Source organism: Cohnella endophytica, from assembly GCF_003628305.1.
Taxonomy (GTDB): domain Bacteria; phylum Bacillota; class Bacilli; order Paenibacillales; family Paenibacillaceae; genus Cohnella; species Cohnella endophytica.
On the sequence record NZ_RBZM01000017.1, the window covers coordinates 19,231 to 42,297 of the forward strand.

Consider the following 23,067-nt stretch of genomic DNA (forward strand, 5'->3'; position numbering starts at 1 on the left):
AGGAGATCAGCGTCTCCTCTTCGCCGCGTTTCCCTAATTTTGAGGTTAGCTCAAGCCGGTCACGGTAAAATAATCAAGCTCTTGTCTTTCTCGTAATTTTTCGTGACTTCGTCCAACTCTCCGCCGCCCGCCTTGCCGCCGCCGATAATCTTCGTCACGAGATTCAGCAGACCCGTTTTGACGGATGGTGGATAATAGGCGCCCCACTGGTACGTGGTCGGATTGTTATTCAGAACGTCGATCAATTCCTTCATTGCGGGAAGCTTAGCTTCGATGATCGTGCTCTTCATGCCGGACATACCGCCGTCTCCCGCATGAACGGCGTTCACTTCCGGACTTAAGATAATGGAAAGCAAATCCTTGGCTTCCTGCGGATGCTCCGTCTTGGCGTTAATGGAGACGCTGTGATCCGGACCAACTCCCATGATCACTTTGCCGTTCTCGTCGCTGAGCGGGAAAAACCCGACTTCGAAAGGCTCGAAACCTTTGGTCTCGAAAGTTTCCTGCGCGACTTGCGCCATCCACGGACCTTGATTGATCATCGCCGCTTTGCCCGATGCGAACTCGATCTGGGTTTGCGGCCAATCGATGCTTAACGCGCTTTTGTTGAACATGTTCTTCTGCGCCAATTGCGTGAATTTGTCCACCGCGCTTTTCGTTTCCGGTCCGTCCAATTGCTGAGTTCCTTTATATACGTCGGCTTCGAATGTCGAACTTGTCAGCGCTTCAGCCAATTGAGCATAACCGCCGAAGAAATAATCCAACGTCCATTGATCCTTGAACCCCACCGTGATCGGGGTAATCTTGGCCGCGTTCAGCTTTTCGCCTGCCGCGAGAAGCTCGTTAAACGTCTTCGGAGGCGCAATGCCCAAGTCGGCGAAAATTTTCTTGTTGTAATAGAAGCCGAACGATTGGATCGTCGTCGCCGCTCCGTAGATTTTACCGTCGTAAGCCTCGACGATCTTGGTAGCGTCGACCATATCGTTCACCAGGGGCTCGCCGGACAAATCCATCAGATAACCGGCTTTGCCAAGGCTCGGCACTTGTTGGCTATAAATAATATCAGCAGCCGCGGAGGATGCGAGTTCGGCTTTGAGCTTGTCGAAATATTTCTCTCCCGTTAAGTTATCCCATTGAATGCTGCCGTTCGGGTACTTCTCTTTGAATTTCTCTTCGACGATCTTCTTGAATGCATCCGTCGTACCCTCTCCCTCGGTTAGGAACCATCCGGAGATTCTCAGCTTAAACGGCTTATCGTCGCTTGCGGACGGGCTTTCGTTGCCGGCGCTTTGACTTGCGCTCTCGACGGCGGATCCCGAAGGGGACGCGGATGAATTCCCGGCTTCGTTCTTGCCGCATCCGGCCAACGCGAGCGCGGTAACCAGGCTGGTCGTTAATAAGGTCAATAAAAGCTTTTTCATATTTATTCCCCCTATGTTTGTTCGTTACATCCGTAATTATAAGCGCTTACATAGATTTATGTATTTGGATAAAACGACTGTCGAGGGGGCTTTTTCACGCTTTCGGCGTTCGGTTTCAGAGAGACGCGCGGACGAATGGCCGGAAACCAAAAAGGCGGTGCAGTATTTCCCGCACCGCCGTTTCCTTATCCGGGCTGTCGCATGGTCAAGCTTACGCGGCCCTTCTTCATGTCCGTTCCGAGCACCCATACCGTGACCGTGTCGCCTACGGCGACGACTTCCGTCGGATGCTTGACGAATTTATTGCTGATCTGGGAAATATGAACGAGACCGTCGTTCTTGATTCCGATATCTACGAATGCTCCGAAATCGACTACGTTACGTACCGTCCCTTTTAGCTCCATGCCCGCTTTGAGGTCTTCGATATCCAGCACATCCGTATGGAATATCGGCGGCGGAAGCTCGTCCCGCGGATCGCGGCCCGGACGTTGCAAGCTGTCCACGATATCGCGTAGCGTAGGAACGCCGACCTCGAGACGAGCCGAGATTTCCTCCAGCCGAACGTCCTTCAATTTTTCCTTGAGCGGCTCCGAGCCGATATCCTTCAGATTCAAGCCGAGATCCTTGAACAGCCGTCCGACGACCTCGTAGGATTCCGGATGAATCGGCGTACGGTCGAGCGGATTTTTGCCGTCCGAGATGCGGAGGAATCCCGCGCATTGCTCGTAAGCTTTAGCGCCTAAACGCGGCACCTTTTGCAATTGCTTGCGTTCGACGAATTTGCCCGTTTCCTCGCGAAGCTTCACGATATTTTTGGCCAAGGTCGCGTTGATCCCCGATACGTAAGAGAGCAAGGACGGAGATGCGGTATTCACGTCGACTCCGACATGGTTAACCGCCGACTCGACGACGCCGGACAAGCTCTCGTCCAGTCTCTTCTGCGTGACGTCGTGCTGGTATTGGCCGACGCCGATCGCTTTGGGTTCGATCTTCACGAGCTCCGCGAGCGGGTCCTGAAGCCGTCGGGCAATCGATACGGCGCTTCGCTCGGATACGTCCAAATCCGGGAATTCCTCGGCCGCCAGCTTGGACGCGGAATAGACGCTAGCTCCCGCTTCGTTGACGATCAAATATTGCAGCTCGCGCTCCGGCATGCTATGGATGATGCCCACGACGAATTGCTCCGTCTCGCGAGAGCCGGTACCGTTGCCGATGACGATCAGTTGAATGCCGTATTGGTTGATCATTCGGCGGAATACGACCTCCGCCTCCGCTTTCTTGTTATGCGGAGGCGTCGGGTAAGTGACGGCCACTTCCATCAGCTTGCCGGTATCGTCCACGACGGCCAGCTTGCAGCCCGTGCGGTAAGCCGGGTCCACCCCAAGCACGACTCGTCCTTTAACAGGCGGTTGCAGCAGCAGATTGCGTAAATTCTCGGAGAAGATGCCGATCGCGTGCTCTTCCGCCTTCTCCGTCAATTCGCCGCGAAGCTCCCGCTCGATCGAGGGGGAAATCAGACGCTTATAAGCGTCCTCGGCCGCCACGGCAAGCGTATCCCTCGTAATCGAAGGGCCTTTTAACGTTCGTCTGTTCAGTTCTTCGACGATCCGATCCGAAGGAACGTCGATCGATACGCTAAGCACGTCTTCGCGCTCGCCTCGGTTCATCGCGAGCACTCTATGCGGCGGCAACCGTTTTACCGGCTCCGAATATTTGTAATACATCTCGTAGACGGATTCCGCTTCCGCGTCCTTGGCTTTGCTGAGTAGCACGCCTTGATCCCACGTGAACTTGCGTACCCAGCGGCGAATATCGGCATCGTCCGCAAGTCCTTCCGCCACGATATCGGAAGCGCCTTGAATCGCTTCCTCGGGCGCGTTCACGCCTTTGTCGGCATCGACGTAACGGGCCGCTTCCGCAAGAAGATCCCCTTGCCTAGGCTGCGAAAGAAGCCATTGCGCCAAAGGCTCTAATCCGCGCTCCTTCGCTACGCTTGCGCGAGTCTTCCGCTTCTGTCGATAAGGACGATACAAATCCTCGACTTCTTGAAGCTTGACCGCCTTCTCGATCGCCGCCTGCAGTTCCGGGGTCAGCTTGCCTTGCTCGTCGATCAGCCGAATGACTTCGCCTTTGCGATCCTCCAGCCCCTTCAAGTACGTACGGCGATCATCGATGGCGCGAAGCTGAACTTCGTCCAGCTCGCCCGTCATTTCCTTGCGATAACGCGCTATAAAAGGAATCGTATTTCCCTCATCCAGCAGCGTCGCCACGGTTCTCACTTGGCTTAGGCTAATCCCAAGCTCCGCCGCGATTTGCTTAACCATTCTTTCTTGGACGTTCTTTACAGCCGTCTCGTTGCCGACGCTCATCCTTCGTGCCTCCCGTTGCTTCATGCATTCCTTTATTATGAAGTTCCGGGACTAAAGAAATCAAGCCGTCAGCAAAATAGCTTCGAGCTTCGCGGCCATCTCGAACAAGGTAACGCCGCAAATCTGCGTCCCGAGTTCCACCTTGTCCGACGGTGCTCGGTTCCAGACCGGGCCGAATAACGTTCTCTCTTCGTCTCGTCCTTGATCCCATAAAATTAAGGCGTTACGAACGAGAACATCGGCGACCGTCGGGAAGCGAGAAGGAAAATCGGTAGCCAGATTCGCGGCGTAGCGAACGAGAATGCCTTTGAACAATCCTCCGTCCCCGTTCCCTTCTCCGGGCAGCAAGGCGGTATCCTTGTCCGTCAAACGTAGGATCGCCGCGTTCGCCGTCCGTTCGGCGTCGAGCAAGTAGCTTTCGTCCCCCGTTGCCGAGTAAAGCTCGTGCGCCGCGCCAATGAAAACGCCCTGGCAATAGGTGAACTCCCAATCCTTGTCGATCGTTCCGTCGCCCGTCCTGTTAATTCCATCCCAGACGAATCCGCTATCCGGATCGACCAGCGTTCGTTTCTGCCAATCGTAGATTCGAACCGCCCAATCCAGGTCCTCCGCTTTTCCGACAATCCGGTGAAGACGGGTTGCCAATATAACCGCGGGAGCGTTAGCCGGCGTGTTCTTGTAATCTAACTGACTTTTCTGCCAGGCGATTCCCCCGCCCATATGATCGTTCCAGCCGGTCTTGATGTCCTCCCACAAAACGAGCGCCGCTTGCTTGTATTTCTCCTCTTTCGTTGCCTCGTATGCTCTGAGCCAAGCGATAGCCATCCATTCCATGTCGTCATATAACGCGTTCGGCCATGCTCCTCCGTTACGCTTCAACAATCCGTCGAACAGCTCTGCAAGCGTAAACCGATAATGGGATTCCCCCGTCCTAACTAGACCGTCTACCAATGCCTCTACCGCGTGCGCCATCCACCAATAATGAAAGATCGTATTGCAAGCGCCGTCCGGACATGGAGTTTCGATATCGTACATGCCGATTTCCCTGTTCCAGAAATGTTCGCGAAGGGCCGATTGCGCCCGGTCTGCCCGAAAGTGTCCTGTTTGCAAGTTCATGATTTTCCGCTCGCTTTCGTCTTCATTTGGTTATCGATTTGAATCCGAACTTCTCCAGCGCCGCAGCTTGCTCCAGCAACATCGTTCCGCTGATCTGAGAGCTTAGCTGAACGAGCGCTTCCGGCGGTTGCGCCCAAGACGGCCCGAATCTGGCTTTATCGCCCGTTCGGCCGTAATCCCAGAGACTTTCGGCGTTCGTATAAATGAGTTCCTCGATCGGACCGCTCCGACTCTTGTCTTCCTCGACCAGCTCCGTCAAATACCGGATAAGGATGCCTTTGAACAAAGCGCCGTCTCCGTCGCCTTCATTGGGAAGCAATCCAGTCGCCGGACTGGCCATGGAATCGATGACGTTGTTGGCCGTCCGGCGGGCATCCGCCAAATACTTCTCTTCCCCGCCGATCCGGTAGAGCTCGATCGCGGCGCCGATGAAGACGCCTTGCCCATAAGTAAACTTCCAATCGGAGTCGATCGTCCCGTCCCCCGTCCGGTTGATTCCGTCCCAGACGAGCCCGGATGCCGGATCGACCAAGGTGCTCTTGTGCCATTCGTAAATCCGTTTCGCCCAGACCAGATCCTCTTCGTTGTCGAAATTCCGGTATAACCGAGCGGCCAGTATTACCGCGGGAGCGTTGGCCGGCGTATTCTTGTAATCCGACTGTTCTTTGCGCCAAGCGATGCCGCCTCCGTATTGCTCGTTCCATCCCGTCCGTATTTCCTTCCAAAGAATGAGCGACGCTTCTTTGTATTTCTCGTCTCCGAGCAATTCATAAGCTCGAAGCCAAGCCAGCGCCATCCATTCCATGTCGTCGTAATAATCGTTAGGCCACATGCCTGCGTTCCGGTTCAGAATGCCGTCGAACAGCTCGCCGATCATCTTCTTGACCGCCTCGTCCTTCGAGCGGGCGTAGATGTCGAGAAGCGTATCCGCCGCATGCGCCTGCCACCAATAATTGAAAGGATCGGTACACAGTTGCAGCAAACACGGGGACGCGTTATTGAACATTTGCCGCTTGCCGTCCCAGAACGATCGCTCAAGCTCGCCTGAAGCAGCTTCCGACCGCTCCTCCCACAGCCCCGAAGACGCTCCGTTCCCTGCTAAGCCTAATCGAGCTCCTGCGTGGTTCAGCAGAACCGCCGTCCCGGCTACGACAAGGGCAATCCCAATGCAGATCAGCCAAAGTCTCCGTTTTCCGCCAAGCCTAATCATCCGTCAACCTTTTACGCCGCTGAAGGCGATCCCTTGAACGAAGTACCTTTGAAGCAACACGAACAATATCAAGATCGGCAATATCGCGACGAGCGCGCCCGCCATCATCGGTCCGAAATCGGTCTGATGGTTATAGGAGAAAGCTTGCAATCCCATCTGAATCGTATGCTTCAGAGGGTCGTTCAGCACGATCATCGGCCACAGGAACGAATTCCATCCCGCTTGGAAAGTAAAAATACCGAGCGTTGCGAGAGCGGGCTTCGTCAAAGGAAGATAGATTCGCAAAAATATCCGGAACTCTCCCGCCCCTTCGATTCGGGCCATCTCCATCATGTCGCTGGGAAGCGTCAAGAAAAACTGCCTCATGAAGAACACCGCGAACGTACCTGACGCGCCGGGAAGAATGATCGCCAGGAACGAGTTGATTAAACCGTGTCCGCCCGATCCCGACCAGTCGTTTCCTCCGAAGAAGGGCAAATGCATGAGTACGTAGAAGCTCGGAATCATCGTGACGACTCCGGGAATCATCATTGCCGCCAGCAAGACGCGGAATATCGGTTTATTCAGCTTGAAATTGAGTTTGGCGAATGCGTAACCGCTTAGGGAACCGAAGAACAAGTTCGTCAGGACGCCCATGACGGCGAGAAAAAAGGAGTTGCCGAAGTACCTCAGGAAAGGGACGGTCGAGAAGGCGGCCGAGTAATGCTCGAAGGTGATCCGGGAAGGCAACCACCGAATCGGGAAAGCGAATATTTCGTCGTCCGGCTTTAGCGACGTGAGTACGCTCCATAAGAACGGCAGGAACATGGCCATGGACACGCAGAAAGCCACGATATAGAAAACGGCCGTGCGGAGCGCCCGGCCATATCCGGGATGAATAGAAGAAACAGATAATTTCATAACCGTTCACCGCTTTCTATACGATAGACTCTTCCGCTTTGGACAGCTTCATGTTGACCAAGGAGAAAATCAAGATCGCCAACGCCAGAACGAACGCCTGCGAGGATGCGTAACCCATCTGCAACTGATTGAAGCCCTGCTGATAGATGAGGTAGACCGGCGTTTTGGTCGCGTTGGCCGGTCCGCCTTGAGTAAGGACGAACGCCTGGTCGAACAGTTGAAGAGCGCCGATAATGGACATCGTGCTGACCAGGAAAGTCGTCGGGCGAAGCTGAGGCCAAGTAATGAAGCGGAACCGCTGTAAAGCGTTCGCGCCGTCGAGCTTCGCGGATTCGTACAAGTAATCGGGAACCCCCTGCAAGCCGGCCAGATAGATGACCATATTCGAACCGATCGCTTGCCACAGCGTCACCATGATGACGGAAGCCATCGCCGTATCCGTCTGAGACAACCATGCGGGACCGGTTATTCCGAAATAGCCGAGGAAACCGTTGAGCAAGCCGAATTCGGGATGCAGAATCCACAACCAGACCGTCGCCGCCGCCACCGCGGAAGTAAGCGTCGGCAAGTAATTCAACGTGCGGAACACTTTGACGCCCATCCTCGCTTTGTTAAGCAACAAAGCGACTAGCAAAGAGGTCAGAATGTTGAGCGGAACGAAAATAACCGTGTAATAGAGCACGTTGCGGAAAGTTTGCCATAATAAATCGTCGTTGATCAGCTTCCTGTAGTTGGCGAGGCCGATCCAATCCATTCGGCTTAAGACATCGTAATTGGTAAAGCTGAGGTAGAAAGCCATGAATACCGGGATGACGGTAAATACGGCGAACAGCAAAATCGTCGGGGAGATGAACAAATACGCCATTCGCGCTTGGTGTCCGTTCAGCTTGCGGGATCGTAACATGTTTCTAACCTCCTTTCGCTGCGATCTTCTATCTCTTGACCCGGATTCCGCACACGTCGAGCACCAACTCGCAATACATCATGTTCGCCCAAGAGAACCACTCCCTCGTGTACGCCGTCGGGTCGTCTTTATGGAAACCTTCGTGCATCATCCCTTTGCCGCCGTCCGTCCGCTCCAGAAGATCGAGCATTCGAACCTTCTCCTCGGGATCGTCCGACGTCAGCCCTTGCATGGCGATCGCGATCGGCCAAATATAATCCTTGGGCGTGTGGGGGCTCCCGATCCCCGATGCTTCCGTTCCCGCGTAGTAATACGGATTATCCTTACTCAGAATGAACCTTCTCGTGTTCGCGTAGACGGGATCGCCGTCCCTTGCGTATCCCAAGTACGGGATGGACAACAAACTCGGAACGTTGGCGTCGTCCATGAGATTAGAATGGCCGAGCCCGTCGGTTTCGTAAGCATAGATCCTTCCGTAGACCGGGTGATCGTAAGTTCCGAAAGCGGCGATGCCGTCGGCGATTTCCTTCGCGAGCGATTCCGCCCGCGCTTTCATAGCCGGGTCGTCGAGCACGTCTTCGGCGATTTCCGCAAGGTAGCCGAGCACGACGACCGCGAACATATTCGAGGGAATCAAGTAACCGAATTCGCAGGCGTCGTCGCTTGGCCGAAAGCCCGACCAGGTCATGCCGGTGACCCCCGTCGGCGTCCCTTTCCCGTTTCTTGGAAGCGTATCTGAAATCGGACAGTTCCCGCGTTCGAAACGGTATTCCGAATCGTGTTCATGGTTTTGTTCTTTCGTCCATACGTCGAGAATGAGGGACGCGGCTTTCTTGAAAGTCTCGTTAAAATGAACCGTTGACCCCGCGTTCTTCCATAATAAATAAGCTAGCTGAAGCGGATAGCAGAGGGAATCCACCTCGTATTTCCTCTCCCAGATCCAAGGCGTCATCACGGTATCGTCCTTCTGATGCCCTTGGCCGTTGGGAGAATCGTTAAACGCGTTGGCGTAAGGATCGTGAATGACGTAACGCAGCTGACTCTCCACGATTCCTTGCAGCAGGTTTTCAATCTCGGAATCTTGCGCGGCGAGCAGGAGGTAAGGTCTCGCTTGCGCGGCGGAGTCCCGTAGCCACATCGCCGGAATGTCCCCGGTAATGACGAAAGCGGTGCCGTCGGGCAGATGACGGAAAGTCGTTTCGATCGTATTGCGAATGCACGTTGCGAACATAGCCTGCGTCTTGGGACGATCCGGAAGCTTGTCTTGCACCGTTCCGATCCATTGATTCAAGTGTGCAAGCGAGTTGGCAAGTCGGGCCATGGCAGTTCCTCTCCTTCTTGCTTCTCTTTAATCCGATGGAAAAGGAAAAGGGAGGTTCGCCTCCCTTTTCTCGTTCCCATGCCGAACGCCGTTAGCGAAACGAAAGTTCGTTACTTCGCTTCCGCATTATCCTTTAGCAGTCGATCTCCCTGCTCTTGCGCTTTCTTGAGCGTCGTTGCCGCATCTTGCTTGCCTTCCAGGAACAATTGCAGGTTCGGAACGAGTCCGTCGCCTTCCATGACCGAGTAGCCCGGGTGTTGCGGTCTGATCTTCGCGAACTCGAGCGTATCGAGGAACGGCTTCCACGACGGATCGTCTTTGAAGAACGGGTCGTCGAGCGCCGGCTTGAAGCCGGGGATGTTCAAGCTCATCTTGGACCAAAGCAACACGTTATCCTTGTTGGCAAGCCACCATTTCTCGAATTCCCATGCCTCGTCCTTATGCTTCGAGCCTTCCGCGATAACGAGACCGAAACCGCCCATTACGCTTCCTTTGTCGCCGTTCGGTCCTGCCGGAGGCGGCACGACTCCGAAATCGAGGTCTTGGCCGAACTTCTTGTAGGTACTCAGCATCCAAGGTCCCGTGTAGAGCATCGCAAGTTTGCCGGTAACGAACGCGTCCGTTCCTTCTCCCAAGCCCTGCTCGAAACCGATTTTGTACACTTTATCTTGGTTCAGCATTCGGTCCCACAGGTTAAGGACGGAGATGCCCTTCTCGTTATTGAAATCGGTAGCGTCGTTGGCGGCGTTCATCATCCGACCGCCCGCTTGCTGCAAATACATATTGAAGAGTCCGGCATCGCCGAGCGAGAATCCCGCTACGTCTAGCTTGTTGCCGTTCCATTTCGTAAGCGCCTTCGCATCCGTCGCCAGCTCTTCCCAAGTCGTAGGCGGTTGCAGATTCGCCGCCGCGAACATTTTTTTGTTGTAGAAGAGGGCACGAGCATCGACCGTAAGCGGAAGACCGTATAGTTTGCCGTCATGGCTGAGTTCCTTAAGCGCTTCGTCGTAATAATCGCCCTTGTTGATGCCGTCTCGATCCATGTATTCGTTGATCGGGTGAAGCACGTTCTTCGGAGCGTATAGATCCGTGCGCCAACGGTCCCAGAACATGATATCCGGAGATCCGCCGGACGTAGCCGCGGTCAAGAACTTCGTGATCATGTCTTGCTGAAGCACGTATTTCACGCGAATCTTGTCTTGGGATTTATTGAAAGCGTCGACCATCGTTTCAAATTGCTTCTGGCCTTCTCCGCCCCAATCGCCCCAGAACGTAATCTCGACGGGTTTGCCGTTCTCGGCTTTTGGCGAGCTGCTCTCTTTTGCGGGCGATGAATTACCTGACGATGCTGCGTTATTGTCATTGTTTTTGCTGCATGCAGCCAATATCGATAAAACCATGAAGCAGGATAAGGCCAATCCCATCCACTTTTTCATTTCGGAAGCCCCCTACAAAGTTTATTAAGCGCTTACAGTTAGTATATTAATTCCACAATCTTAATATGTCAACATAAAAATATTTGCGAATTAATATACCAACATAGTGGGATTAAGTCGAAAAACGATAAAAAAGCCCGAATCTACATTCGGGCAATCAAGTTAATTCGTCGAATCGCCTTTAATAATCGTATAGGGAACCGTATTGTTGAAAGGAACTTCTTTGGATTCCCATTGCATCTGAAGCAGATCCGCGGCACGTTGTCCCATCGCGAATTCGTCTTGGTTGACATGGGTGAATAGGTATTTGTTAAAAGGATTGCGGGGGGAGTCGAAGCACACGATACTGCATTCTCCGGGTATGTCTTTACCCATGGAGAGGAGCACTTCCCTGAGGATCAATGCCAAATTGTACTCCACCGCTACGAATGCGGTAAGCTCGGGGTTAAGTTCCACGAATCGTTTGACGTTCTCGAAGTCTACTTGCACGTTGCGCTCTTCGAACGACCGAGGGACCGAACTGAATAGATTCGTCATCAAATGCTGCGGCTTAAGGCGTTGTCCGTGCTGGATAAGTGCGTCCGTATATCCTTGGATCCGATCTTCGATCGTTGACGTATTCTCCACGGGAAGCGAGATGAACCCGATCTGCGTATGTCCCTGGTCCAGCAAATACTTGGTAATGTCGAAAGCGGCGGCACGGTTGTCCGAGTACACGGAGCAAGCAGCGAGTCCTTTCAAGTAACGGTCGACGAAAACGAGAGGGTACTTATCCAGCACGAGCCGCAGCAACTCCGAATTGTAGTGCTCGCCGTGGACCGGAAAAATAATGAACCCGTCGACGCCTAATTGAAGGAAGGAACGAATGGCGGCTTCTTCTTCTTCCCGCTTGTCGTATGTAATTTTCATAAGCATCCGTCCGCCGAGCTCCGAGCATCTTTCCTCGACGCCATGTATAAGCCTTAAACCGTAAGAGTCCGCGAAATCAGGCAAAATCAAACCGACCAACTTCCAATTTTGAGGAGAATCGGCTTGCGGAAGGAGCGTTTCGCTCGATTCGGGCAACGTCTCGGCGACGAAGGAGCCTTTCCCTTGCACCCGCTCGACTAACCGATTGGCGGATAACATCTCTAACGCTTTCTTGGAAGTAATGCGGCTGACGCCGAACTGGTCGGCCAGTTCCTTTTCCGAAGGGACCCGTTCTCCGCTCTGGAGCTCTCCGTTTTTGATTTTCTCGTACACGTATTTATAGATTTGCTCGTAGAGTGGACCGTCCATTTCATCATCCCTTGATGTATCATGATATATCAACTATACAAAAAATAAACGAACCTATCAAGAAAAAAAGAGCGAACGCCAGCCCCTCCCTTATAGGGAGATGACTGCGCGCTCGCTCTTTACCTCTTTGCCCGATGTTAATGCTCTCAGAACGCCCAGTTCCCTTGGCGGAATACCGGCACGACCGTCCCGTCGTCCAATATGCCGTCGATATCCATATCCGCGGAACCGATCATGAAATCGACATGCATGATGCTCGAGTTTACTCCGCTGGCCGCTAGCTCCTCGGGATTCATTTTCTTGCCGCCCTCGACGTTGAAGGCATATCCGCTGCCGATCGCCAGATGATTCGATGCGTTCTCGTCGAACAACGTATTAAGGAACAAGATGTTCGATTGCGAGATCGGCGATTCATGCGGTACTAGAGCCACTTCGCCAAGGTAGTGGGAACCTTCGTCCGAATCCACGAGCTGTTGAAGGTTATCTTGCCCTTGCTCCGCTTCCACGCGAACGATTCTGCCGTCCTCGAATGTCAGCTTGAATCCGTCGATTATATTGCCGCCGTGGCTCAGCGGTTTCGTACTCGACACATAACCATTCACGCCGGTCTTGAGCGGCACGGTGAACACTTCTTCGGTCGGCATATTCGCCATGAACGGGAAGCCTCTCTCGTTCGTGCTGCTGGCCGCAACCCACAGATGCTTCTCCGGCAGTTCGATCGTCAGCTCGGTTCCGGGAGCGCGGTACTGAAGCTTGCGGAAATGTTTCTCGTTCAGGTAGTCGCTCTTCGCGTGCAAGTTCGCGTTATGCTCTGCCCATGCTTGAACCGGATCGGCAGCATCCAACCTAACCGACTTGAAGATCGCTTCCCACAACAGATCGACCGCCTGCTCCGCTTCATTGTTCGGGAACACCTTGGTCGCCCAATCCTTCGTGGACGCCGCTACGACCGTCCAGCTCACTTTATCGGATTGGATCGCTCTTCTGAATTCCGACAGCCCTTGGCCCGCGGCTTTCTGATAATTGCCGATCCGCGAAGAGTCGATTCCCTTAAGCAAATCCGGATTCGGGGAGATGAGCGAGATGAACGCGGCACCCTTCGCCACGAAATCGTTCCTCTTAGCCGATTCCCATTCGGGGAAACGGGTAAACACTTCGTCCGCCGCTTTCTCGTATTTCAATCGGGACAAGCGTTCGTCCGTCCAATCGACATGGACGTTGCTTGCTCCAGCTTCATAAGCTTTCCCTGCGATCAACCGAACTAGCTCGGCCATCTCGATAGAGCCGGTGATGAACACTTCCTGTTCGGGTTGAACGTTAACTCCAACTTTAACGATAAGCTCCGCGTACTTCTCAAATTGCCGATTCCAATCCGCCATTCTTCCACACTCTCCCATATGTAAGTATCGTAGTCACAAAAAAGGACAGGCAACCGCGTCGGCGGTCCCTGTCTCGCCTTAAAAATCAATTAACCCCACGCTAATCTGCAGGGCTTCGTCTACTTTGCGCATGGTATCGTCGTCGAGATGCGTGATTTTATCCGTTAACCGTTGCTTGTCGATCGTCCGAATTTGCTCTAGAAGGATTACCGAGTCCCGCTCCATGCCATGAGATTTCGCTTCAATCTCGACATGAGTCGGCAACTTCGCCTTCTGAATCTGCGCCGTAATGGCCGCGACGATTACCGTTGGGCTGAATCGGTTGCCGATATCGTTCTGAATGATGAGAACGGGACGCACCCCGCCTTGCTCCGAACCGACGACCGGCGACAAATCCGCATAGAAAACATCCCCGCGTTTCACGATCAAGGCTTACACCCCGCTTACTAAGCGCCCGAGTATGCTTTCGGCATCCTCTTCGGCGTGAAATGCCTCCGATGCCATGTGCAAATTGATCTTAGCCATCTCCAAATACCCGCGCTGCATCGCGTCGCGAATTAACCGCTTCTTGCGATCGACCAGGTAATGCTTCATAGCCTGGCGGATGATCTCGCTGCGATTCGTGTTTTCCTTGGCGACGACGAAATCGACTTCGCGCAGCAAATGATCCGGAAGACTGATCATTATGCGTTTCGTATTGTGTACATTGGCCACCGAACGGACACCCCCAAAGATTTACCAACAAGCACCCTATTTCCCAGTATGCATGAGACCGCCAATAAATATACGAAATGCTTTACATTCCCGTTTTAGACCTTATATTGAACCATTCGAGATTCATATCTTACATTCCTGCTTGAGGAAGACAAAAAGTACCTTTCATTTTCTTCCTGTAAGGACTAAGGACTAGCCTAGCAACGGATTCACGACCGATGCGACCTCGCCTTGACTCCGGTAAACTCTTGGAACCCGGGCAGCCAGCATGCAAGTCACCTCGTAATTAATCGTTCCTAGCTTATCCGCGATGTCATCGGCCGTGAGCGTCTCTTCGCCTTGACGCCCGATAATCACGACTTCTTCTCCCGGCATGAACGCCGGTTCGCCTTCCGCCAGAGCATCGTCCAATCGAATCATGCATTGATCCATCGCGATCGTTCCGACGACGGGAACTTTGCGTCCTCTAACCAATACTTCGGCTTTGCCGGTCAACATCCGGGTGAAACCGTCCGCATATCCGATCGGAAGCGTGCCGATCGTTTCCCGTCCGCTTGTGAAGTATCGCGTCCCATATCCGATGCCTTCGCCCGCAGCCAGACTTTTCACGTGTACGATCGAAGTCTTTAACGTCATTACCGGCTCCAGTTTCACCTCATCGGCGTTCACTTCGTTGCTCGGGTATAACCCGTACATCCCAATGCCGAGTCGAAGCATATTGCCCGCGTATTCCGGCAGATCGATTCCCGTCGCGCTATTGCCCGAATGAATGATCGGGATGGTCTTGCCCATCCGGCGTACGTCATCCGTTACGGATGCGAAGCGTTCGACTTGCAGCATCGTATAGGTCTTGTCTTTCTCGTCCGCGTTCGCGAAATGAGTGAACATGCCTTCCACTTCCAACTGAGGAAGCTCGAAAGCTCTCTCCAGGAACCGCTGCGCGCCTTCTCCGGGAAGCAGACCGAGTCTGCCCATTCCCGAATCGATTTTTACGTGCACCTTTAATTTATTACCGATGTCGGGGAGCATGGCGATCGCATCCAGCGAATCGTTCCGATATACCGTTACCGTAACGTCTTGCTCCCTCGCCAATCCCAAACCTTCCGGAGGCGTATATCCAAGCACTAGAATGGGAGCGTTAATTCCCGCTGCGCGAAGCTCCAATGCTTCGTCCAGGAATGCGACGCCCAAATAATCCACGCCTGCGGCAACCGCTCTCCGCGCGATTTCTACCGCGCCGTGACCATAACCGTTCGCCTTGACGGATGCCAGCAACTTCGTGCCGGCGGCGATTCGTTCTCGAAATGCCCCGATATTGCGTCCCAGGGCATCCAAGGAAATCTCGGCCACCGTGGGCCGATAATAGCCGTCCACGTACCCTCACCTACTCTGCTGCAATTGCTACAATAAATTAATGTTAACGGGAGCAGGAGATACTGTCAACGTTATTCAGGCTGGCAACCTTTTCCTGTCGGAGACAAGAGCGGACCGATCGTAACTCGATCGGTCCGCTTGTTCCTTCCTTATTTCCCCGAGGATACCTGGGTCGATTGCGCGATGCGGATCATATCTTCCTGAGGAAGATCTCCGCTGCTGAGCCGGTATTGGACCCCGTCGTACGTCCACGTTAGCGTGCTCGAATCGCCTTCGGTAAGATTTCCCCACGTAAATCCGAGATCGAGCACTCGTCCATTGTTTAGCGCGACCGCCCGGTCCTTGGATGCGGATTCGACGATCGTGAAATCGTAGCTGCCCGTATAGCGAAGCATGACCCCTTGATGATCGCCGAGATCGACGTCGAGCCGATCCTTTAACATTACGCCGGCAGGCAACGCGTCCACGTCCGGCTCGATGAACGAAAGCGTATCGACGATCGTTGGCTTATCGCCTGCTTGCTCCGGCTGCGCCGATGTTACGCCGTCGCTCGGAGAAGCCTCGGGAGACGCGCTTGTGCTTGCATTCGGGCTGGCATTTCCTTGCGCCGAATCCGAAGGCTTGGCTTTGGAGTCGATTCCCATGTTCTTATCCATGTCGAAGGCCGACTCGTCAAACTTCTTGCCGAAGGTAAACGAATCGAAATTGACTTCGACCATTTTGGTCCCGTTCGCGTCCGATACCTCGACCTTGTTCGGCGCGTAATTGTCCTGCGACAGCCAGATTTTCTGGCGGGCGAACGAGCCGTTCTGATAGTTGCCGGCCATTACGTCGAATACGTAGCTGTCCTTGTCCGTCGCGAACTGCCTGGAGTTGTCCGTGATGATGCTCTTCGCCAGCGTTTGGTACAAGTAGACTTGCCCCTGGTTGTCCGGCCAGTCGCTCTGGAAACGGTAGCTTTTGTTAAGCTGCGGGGTGAGGACGAATACCCCTTCCTTATTGCGAAGAACGATCTGGGTAATGTCGCGTTTCTCGTTCGTTAACGCGATGCGATACAAATCCGGTTTCTGGTACCAAACCTCTACCTTGTAGTTGAGCGGTTGTTGTCCTGTATGTAAGATCATCGTACCGCTGCCTTCATAACTCTCCATTTTGCCAACGACTTTGTCCAGGTCCTTCACGATCGTATCCGCGTTCTTGCTCCCGCATCCGGCCAAGAAAAAGACCGAAAACAGGGCAATAATGGCGGCGATCCATGAAATCCGACGACGCATGCGATCCACCCCTCTGCACATTAGTAATTCCATGGTTCATGTCTATGAGGGGACTTGACCGATTATGCAGACGAGTTCCGGCTTGGCCCAAGGAACTCGTCGCGCTAATCGGCTAGGAATGCGTGTCATTCTGGAAAAACGTCTATGCGTTCTGCAAAATGCCCTTTAGGAGTTTTACGAACTTTTCCCTGACTCTTCCGGCCACTTCGATTACTTCTTCATGATTAAGCGGTTGGTCGAGAATGCCGCATGCCATGTTGGTTAAGCAGGAAATGCCCAGTACTTTCATTTGCGAATGCTTCGCTACGATCGTCTCCGGTACGGTAGACATGCCTACCGCGTCCGCCCCCATGACGCGAATCATCCTGATTTCGGCAGGGGATTCATAAGCCGGACCGCTCCACCAGGCGTAAACGCCTTGCTGCAGGACGATACCTTGGCTTTGGGCAACGTTTTGGGCAATATTGCGCAATTCAACATCGTACGCTCTCGACAAATCCGGGAAACGCGTTCCTAATTCGTCGTTGTTCGGACCGATTAACGGATTCGTGCCCACCAAATTAATATGATCGGTTATGAGCATGAGATCGCCCGGACTGAATTCCGTATTGATGGCTCCGCAAGCATTGGTTATTACGATGGTTTCCACGCCGAGCGCCTTCATCACGCGAACGGGAAACGTAACTTCGTCCAAGCTATAGCCTTCGTAATAATGAAAGCGGCCTTTCATCGCGACGACGGTCTTACCTTCCAACTCGCCGATTACCAATTCGCTGGCATGTCCGACGGCCGTGGACCGTGCGAAATGAGGAATATCCTCATACGGAATGACGACGGAGTTCGTGATCTCGTCCGCGAAGCCCCCCAAGCCCGATCCAAGAATCAATCCGATGCGAGGGACCGTGTTCGTTTTGCTCCTAATAAAGTCCCGTGCTTCCATAATGTTCGCTGTTTGATGCATGTTGTAACCTCCTCGAAGTAATACAGCTTATTTCAGTTTGCTCAATTTTCCGTTTTCTCTTTACGGCACTCCTGTACAGACGTTTCGTCGTCTCCGGAATACATTATAGTACAAGTGGAAGCGAGGTGAAATAGATGGCTGCAAAATCGAAAATTACGAGGACCACCGCAAAACAATGGATCGGCAAGCCCGTGTATATCGAATTAATAGACGGTAGCTCTTATATCGGTTGGGTAACGGGGGCGGAGAGAGGCCAATTGGTTATTTCCGGACGGAAAAGTCCGTTTAACCCTAAAATGACCTCGTCTAAACGTGCCGGCAAAGCACGGGTTTCTAGCTTCTTGCCTGGAATGATAGGCTCGATGCTAGGGGGAGGTTCCCTATTCGGCGGCGGAGGAAACCTCGGAGCCGCCGGCGCTAACGCTGCGGGTGCCGCAGGTGCCGCGGGCGCTGCCGCCCCTCTGGGAGGCGGAGGCGGAGGCGGCTTTGGCGGATTAGGCGGAATCATGGGCTTCATGGGCAAGGCGATGCCCATGATGAAAATGGGATTCGGGATGATTAGAACCATCATACCAATGCTGCAGGGCTTTAAGTTGTAAGGCTCATTCAACTCCGTTCGGCATGAGCGCCGAAATAAATACGCCGCTCCCTAGAGTCGCTGAAGCGACCATTAAGGGGCGGCGTTCGTTAAATCGCGGGCAAGCAAGGAATACGGGTTGGTTTACAGGATCAGTCGAATCCCCGCTTGGAGAACAACGCGACCGAGCTTCTGGCGCACCATAACGAGAAAAGCACGAATAGAAGCGACCAGAAAACCGCCGGTACGTGCGTGGCTTGGCTTAGGTTGGAAGCATCCCCTGCCGTTCCGGATCTCTGAAGCGCAATCGAGAGCAAGATGATCGCGCTAATGACCGATTCTACCAAGCAGATGAAGGCGATGAGCAAATAATAACCTTTAATGAGTCCTGGCCTTGATAGCGTATAGACGAGAACCGTTACGGCGGCGAAACCTCCGCACCAAGCCATCCCGTAGCCATTGCGCACGAACAGCGCCAACCCTAAGGCGGCAACGATCGCGATTGCGATCAAGCCTGCTTTTTCTTTTTTCCGCGAGTGAAGGTAGAACAACAATAACGAGAACAATGCCGATCCCATGTATCCGGCAAGCGAGATCGGGATGGCTTTCCAGGCGGAAGCGTACGAGGAATACGTAACCCCGCTCTGATCGGAGTACAGATAGATGACTCTGACGCTCCCCGACAAAATCAAAGTAACCAACGCATGGGAAAGTTCATGGACAAGCGTATCGACGTTCCGGAAAAATTCGGAAAAAGGAACGAAACGCGTCAGGAATGCCGCAACCGTTAAGTAAATCGCCGTTTTGATCCACGCTCGGATGATAATCTCCTCTTTCTGGCCGTACATGGCGCCAGTTAGATTATACCATTCGCGAAATGCCTGTAAACGATCAATGATAGATTAGAGCATGGAGCAGGATCACGCCGTTGCGTTCGCTTTCGACGATCTGACGCGCATATGGACGATAATGAAAACAACGAGGAATAACGCCATGATACCCGCCGAGAAACGATACATAGACGCGTAGTCGGAAGCCGCAGAAATCGCCCCAAGGACTAATGCTCCCACCGCTACGCCCAGGTCCGTCGTGTTGTAGAACATGCTGTTCGCCATTCCGTATTGCGCCGGAGTCGACGTTCGCAGCATCCACGCTTGAAGCGATGGTTGGATCGCGCCGAACCCGAGCCCGTACAATAAAGCAGAGACAATTAGCATCGGCATCGTCGTCGCGTACGAGAGCAAGGCCAAACTAACGGTTACGCATAGGGAAGCAGGTACGAGTACCGCCGCATAACCTTTCCGATCGAATAATTTACCCGAGATCGGACGGACGATAATAATCGTAATCGCGTTAAACAGGAAGAATAAGCCTACCTGCCCGAGATGAACTTCATCCCCGAATAAAGCGAGGAAGCTTAGCACGCCTCCATACGTAATCGCGAGCATCGCATTTAGCGCCGCAGGAAACAATAGCTTCGAGTTAAATGGAACTTTAGCGTTAGAGGCCGATGCCTTCTTAACTTGAACGCCTGGATCCATGGGAACCGCCTTCGTAAATCCTAATATCGGAAACGCGAATACCAGCGTAATCGCCCCGATCAAAGCCAACGTACCGAATCCGGAATGCTTCATCACGTTTAAGCCGATCATCGGTCCGATGGACATGGCAAGACTGGTGGACAAACCGAAGTATCCGATCCCTTCTCCCATTCGCGATTTCGGAATGACCTGTGATACTAACGTCGGAACGATCGTGCTGGCCATGCCGAAGCCGATTCCGTAACCCACGCGTAGCAACAGCAAGAAGCCGAACGTATCGGCCAGCATGTATAGGAAAGTCATTATGCCGGCGATCACGAGTCCGATGTACAGCAACGTACTCCGCTTCGTCTTTTTCATAAGCGCCGCGGTCATAAACCGGCTGGCGATCGCCGTGAACGCGAACACGCTCGTGACGAGACTTAATTGAAAATCTCCGGCATGAAGCTCGTTCTTGGCATAAGACGGGAATGACGAGAACAGCATCTGCAAATTCAGGAACAATAGCAACGAACTAACAGTTAACGCGATGAAAGAACGCGTCCATAATCTTGTTGATGGTTCTTGTTGTGACATGGATAAGTCTCCTATTCTCGATCGACGACGATCTTGTCCAAATGTCGATTAATGATTTTCAGCAGCTTCATTAACGATTCGTATTCGTCATCCGAAATGCATTTCTTGACCTCGGTCGCGCTCATTCGCTCTACGGGAATCGTATCGCGGATCAACGACCTGCCCTTATCGTTAATATAGACATGAAAGGAACGCCGGTCATTATCCCCGACTTGCTTATAGATCAGTCCCTTATCTTCGAGCAGATCGAGTATTCTAGTTGTCGTCGGCCGGTCCTTGCCGGACCGTTCCGCGATTTCCTTCTGCATGAGCCCTTCTTCTTTATCGATCTGGTACAGCACCGACCATTGTTCCGGCGTAATCCCGTATTCTTTCAACCCGTTTTGGAAAAAAGCCGACATCTTGCGGTACGTCGTTCCCATAATGAAGCCCAACGATAAATCCAAGTCATATCCATGAGCATTGTCAGCCATGCCTACCGCTCCTTTCGATTGCCTTTATTGTTCGTCAGACAATAGTTGTTACGACAACTATATAATAAAGTTTGTATTTTGTAAATGGAAAAAGCTCGCCGCAAGAGCGACGAGCTTCAAAGTCAAAAATGAATTATGGCAATTCGATCGATACTTCGCGCCTTGCTTCCGCTGAACGAAGCACGCCGTCGATGATCGCTTGCTGAATGAGGATCTGTTCGCCCGGGATCGGAGCCGGTCTGCCGTCGCGAACCGCTTCGGCGAAATCCCTGACCTTCTCGTCGAACAAATTCAGCTTGTGCTCGACAAGCGGAATCGCCGTCTGCGTATGGCCGCCGTATTCGTCGTGGAAGAGCGTCATCGAGCCTACCGCGCCATCCCATACGCCGGACCATGGTCCGCTGCCGGCCGGAGTTACTTTTAACCCCGCATCCGTTCCAAGGAACATCGTCGCTCCGAGCGTATCCATATGCATAGCCCAGGAAATCTTAAATTGGAGGACGAGATCGTTCTCGAACCGCACCATCGCCGAGCCGAAATCTTCTACTTCGAATTTGTCGGCTTCGCGGTGATACAACGGATTGCGGCCGAAATGGTTCGAAGTGAACGCGGAAACGGTAATCGGACGCGGATATCCCATCGCGTTAAGCGCCATGTCCAACGAATAACAGCCGATGTCGGCCATCGCCCCCGCGCCCGCCAGTTTCTTGCTGATAAAGGTGCCGCCCGGCATTCCCCGGCGGCGTCCGCCCCCGGTTTCGGCGTAGTACACTTTACCTAGTCGGCCGGATTGCACGATGTCCTGCAACAGCTTCATGTTCGGGTCATACCGAGGCTGGAAGCCCAGCGTTAGCATATTGCCCGTCTCCCGAGCGGTTTGCGTCATCTCGAGCGCTTCCTGGAACGTTACGGACATCGGTTTCTCTAGCAGCACTTGTTTGCCGGCGCGAAGCGCATCCACTGTCGTAACGTGATGGGAGACGTTCGGCGTACAGATGCTCACTCCGTCCAGCTCTTGCGCGAGAAGCTTCTCGTGGCCGTCATAAGCCGCCGCTCCTACGAGTTGCTCCGCTTCGACGAACTGAGCCGCTTTCCCCGGAATAACGTCCGCTACGGCGACGATTTCGACGAAAGAAAGCTTACGGTAAGCCGATACGTGTGCTCTGGCGATTCCGCCGCTTCCGATAATCCCGATTTTCAATGTTTTACCCATGGATGATCCTACCTCTCTAATTGTAAGTGTCCGGACTTACGCGCCCCGGCCGAGCTTCGCCGGCATGCATCCTGCGATAAGCGGTCGGCGTGACTTCGAATTTGTTCTTGAATACGGGATACAAGTAATTCGGGTTCGCGTAACCGTGGCTGAGCGCGATCTCCTCGATCGGTTTCTCGGTATGAATAAGCTCCGAACAGATACGACCGATCCGAACGTGCTCCAAGTAGTCGCGGAAAGTCGTCTGCCCTTCGCTGCGGAAAATACGCTGAAGTTGCCGCGGGCTAATATTGATCGCTTCCGCCACCTGTTCCAAGGAAATCGGCAAACTCTCGTTATCCTGGATATATTGCGTCGCCAGCTGGTAGCGGTGAAATTGCATGTCCCGTTCGGGAATCGCCGGCTTGCCGTCCGATTCGTCCAAGACGCGAACGGTACGGAGCAAAATCTGTACGATCTCTTGCTTCATTAAAGTGTAGAAGCCGGAGGGCTGATCTTCCCATATCCGAAATGCGTCCAGAAATCCGTTCATCGCGTGGTAGCGATCGGCGAGGGGAACGGATGGCAAGCGGTTCAGCGCATCGATACAATGACTCGCCTCGTCCGCCTCCAACCGATCGCCCCATGCCTCTGCCAACTCCGTCTCCCCCAGGGGTACGATATCCAGGTGCAAGCATAGCTCATGCATCGGATCGTCCTGATCGGATTCCTGATAATGAACGAGATCCGGTCCTGTTAAATAGAACAACCCTTCGTGAAGATCGTAGGTCTGATCCACCAGTATGACTTTTCCTTTGCCCTTAGGAATATAATGCAGCTCGTACTCCGAATGCTTATGGAAATTAATGATATGACCCGGAGGAAATGCCACCAGATGGCAGCGCAATACCCGAATTCCAAAACCGCCCCAACGAAATCGCAAATCCAACCGATCAAGTGCGTCCATTCGGTTAACCATTCGGGCATATGGAAATGGACCTGCGTTAACCGTCGATCTGCGATCGTTCCGCGGCATGTTCGTTTCCTCGTT

General features: G+C 53.2%; 21 protein-coding genes. 1 reads left to right on the forward strand and 20 read right to left on the reverse strand.

The window, feature by feature from the left end; genetic code table 11:
- Window positions 1–59: 59 nt before the first annotated feature.
- The 15 genes from D7Z26_RS26365 to D7Z26_RS26430 form a co-directional block, all read right to left on the reverse strand.
- Entirely contained in the window at window positions 60–1,421 is a 1,362-nt protein-coding gene (locus tag D7Z26_RS26365; RefSeq protein ID WP_120980018.1) for an ABC transporter substrate-binding protein, read from the reverse strand.
- A 185-nt stretch (window positions 1,422–1,606) separates the two neighbouring features.
- Window positions 1,607–3,790: a Tex family protein gene (locus D7Z26_RS26370; protein ID WP_199731787.1), complete on the reverse strand. Its 2,184-nt coding sequence runs from the start codon at window positions 3,788–3,790 to the stop codon at window positions 1,607–1,609.
- Between the two features lie 60 nt (window positions 3,791–3,850).
- Window positions 3,851–4,906 (reverse strand): glycoside hydrolase family 76 protein, encoded by a 1,056-nt coding sequence (locus D7Z26_RS27625; protein WP_199731788.1) that lies wholly within the window; start codon window positions 4,904–4,906, stop codon window positions 3,851–3,853.
- A 22-nt stretch (window positions 4,907–4,928) separates the two neighbouring features.
- A complete protein-coding gene (locus D7Z26_RS27630) occupies window positions 4,929–6,116 on the reverse strand; it encodes a glycoside hydrolase family 76 protein (RefSeq protein WP_199731789.1) in 1,188 nt (395 codons plus the stop codon).
- 3 nt (window positions 6,117–6,119) lie between these two features.
- Window positions 6,120–7,016, reverse strand: coding sequence for a carbohydrate ABC transporter permease (locus D7Z26_RS26380; protein ID WP_120980020.1), 897 nt, complete (start codon window positions 7,014–7,016; stop codon window positions 6,120–6,122).
- Between the two features lie 16 nt (window positions 7,017–7,032).
- Window positions 7,033–7,920 (reverse strand): carbohydrate ABC transporter permease, encoded by an 888-nt coding sequence (locus D7Z26_RS26385; RefSeq protein ID WP_120980021.1) that lies wholly within the window; start codon window positions 7,918–7,920, stop codon window positions 7,033–7,035.
- A gap of 28 nt (window positions 7,921–7,948) precedes the next feature.
- The gene (locus D7Z26_RS26390; RefSeq protein WP_120980022.1) at window positions 7,949–9,241 is read right to left on the reverse strand and encodes a glycoside hydrolase family 125 protein; all 1,293 of its coding nucleotides are present in this window, start codon (window positions 9,239–9,241) and stop codon (window positions 7,949–7,951) included.
- Window positions 9,242–9,351: 110 nt separating this feature from the next.
- Window positions 9,352–10,677, reverse strand: a complete 1,326-nt coding sequence (locus D7Z26_RS26395; RefSeq protein ID WP_120980023.1) for an ABC transporter substrate-binding protein — start codon at window positions 10,675–10,677, stop codon at window positions 9,352–9,354.
- Between the two features lie 162 nt (window positions 10,678–10,839).
- Window positions 10,840–11,955 (reverse strand): GntR family transcriptional regulator, encoded by a 1,116-nt coding sequence (locus D7Z26_RS26400; RefSeq protein ID WP_120980024.1) that lies wholly within the window; start codon window positions 11,953–11,955, stop codon window positions 10,840–10,842.
- A gap of 146 nt (window positions 11,956–12,101) precedes the next feature.
- Window positions 12,102–13,334: an aminopeptidase gene (locus tag D7Z26_RS26405; protein ID WP_120980025.1), complete on the reverse strand. Its 1,233-nt coding sequence runs from the start codon at window positions 13,332–13,334 to the stop codon at window positions 12,102–12,104.
- 78 nt (window positions 13,335–13,412) lie between these two features.
- On the reverse strand, window positions 13,413–13,763 hold the full coding sequence (locus tag D7Z26_RS26410) for a type II toxin-antitoxin system PemK/MazF family toxin (protein WP_120980026.1): 351 nt from the start codon (window positions 13,761–13,763) through the stop codon (window positions 13,413–13,415).
- A 3-nt stretch (window positions 13,764–13,766) separates the two neighbouring features.
- Window positions 13,767–14,048 (reverse strand): CopG family ribbon-helix-helix protein, encoded by a 282-nt coding sequence (locus D7Z26_RS26415; RefSeq protein WP_120980027.1) that lies wholly within the window; start codon window positions 14,046–14,048, stop codon window positions 13,767–13,769.
- A 192-nt stretch (window positions 14,049–14,240) separates the two neighbouring features.
- On the reverse strand, window positions 14,241–15,422 hold the full coding sequence (alr, locus tag D7Z26_RS26420) for an alanine racemase (protein WP_120980028.1): 1,182 nt from the start codon (window positions 15,420–15,422) through the stop codon (window positions 14,241–14,243).
- Between the two features lie 149 nt (window positions 15,423–15,571).
- Window positions 15,572–16,696 carry an outer membrane lipoprotein-sorting protein gene (locus tag D7Z26_RS26425; protein ID WP_120980029.1) on the reverse strand — a complete coding sequence of 375 codons (1,125 nt, stop codon included), beginning with the start codon at window positions 16,694–16,696 and terminating at the stop codon, window positions 15,572–15,574.
- A gap of 142 nt (window positions 16,697–16,838) precedes the next feature.
- The gene (locus D7Z26_RS26430; protein ID WP_120980030.1) at window positions 16,839–17,657 is read right to left on the reverse strand and encodes a purine-nucleoside phosphorylase; all 819 of its coding nucleotides are present in this window, start codon (window positions 17,655–17,657) and stop codon (window positions 16,839–16,841) included.
- A gap of 134 nt (window positions 17,658–17,791) precedes the next feature.
- Here D7Z26_RS26430 and D7Z26_RS26435 point away from each other — a divergent pair, with 134 nt between their 5' ends.
- Window positions 17,792–18,256, forward strand: coding sequence for a hypothetical protein (locus D7Z26_RS26435; protein WP_120980031.1), 465 nt, complete (start codon window positions 17,792–17,794; stop codon window positions 18,254–18,256).
- A 130-nt stretch (window positions 18,257–18,386) separates the two neighbouring features.
- Here D7Z26_RS26435 and D7Z26_RS26440 read toward each other — a convergent pair whose 3' ends face one another.
- The 5 genes from D7Z26_RS26440 to D7Z26_RS26460 all read right to left on the reverse strand — a co-directional run bounded on the left by D7Z26_RS26440 (window position 18,387) and on the right by D7Z26_RS26460 (window position 23,052).
- Complete coding sequence (locus tag D7Z26_RS26440; RefSeq protein ID WP_120980032.1) at window positions 18,387–19,082, reverse strand: M50 family metallopeptidase; 696 nt, start codon at window positions 19,080–19,082, stop codon at window positions 18,387–18,389.
- 72 nt (window positions 19,083–19,154) lie between these two features.
- On the reverse strand, window positions 19,155–20,351 hold the full coding sequence (locus tag D7Z26_RS26445; RefSeq protein ID WP_120980033.1) for an MFS transporter: 1,197 nt from the start codon (window positions 20,349–20,351) through the stop codon (window positions 19,155–19,157).
- An 11-nt stretch (window positions 20,352–20,362) separates the two neighbouring features.
- Window positions 20,363–20,824: a MarR family winged helix-turn-helix transcriptional regulator gene (locus tag D7Z26_RS26450; protein WP_120980034.1), complete on the reverse strand. Its 462-nt coding sequence runs from the start codon at window positions 20,822–20,824 to the stop codon at window positions 20,363–20,365.
- Between the two features lie 133 nt (window positions 20,825–20,957).
- Window positions 20,958–22,037: a Gfo/Idh/MocA family protein gene (locus tag D7Z26_RS26455; protein WP_120980035.1), complete on the reverse strand. Its 1,080-nt coding sequence runs from the start codon at window positions 22,035–22,037 to the stop codon at window positions 20,958–20,960.
- 16 nt (window positions 22,038–22,053) lie between these two features.
- A complete protein-coding gene (locus tag D7Z26_RS26460; RefSeq protein WP_120980036.1) occupies window positions 22,054–23,052 on the reverse strand; it encodes an AraC family transcriptional regulator in 999 nt (332 codons plus the stop codon).
- Window positions 23,053–23,067: the final 15 nt, after the last annotated feature.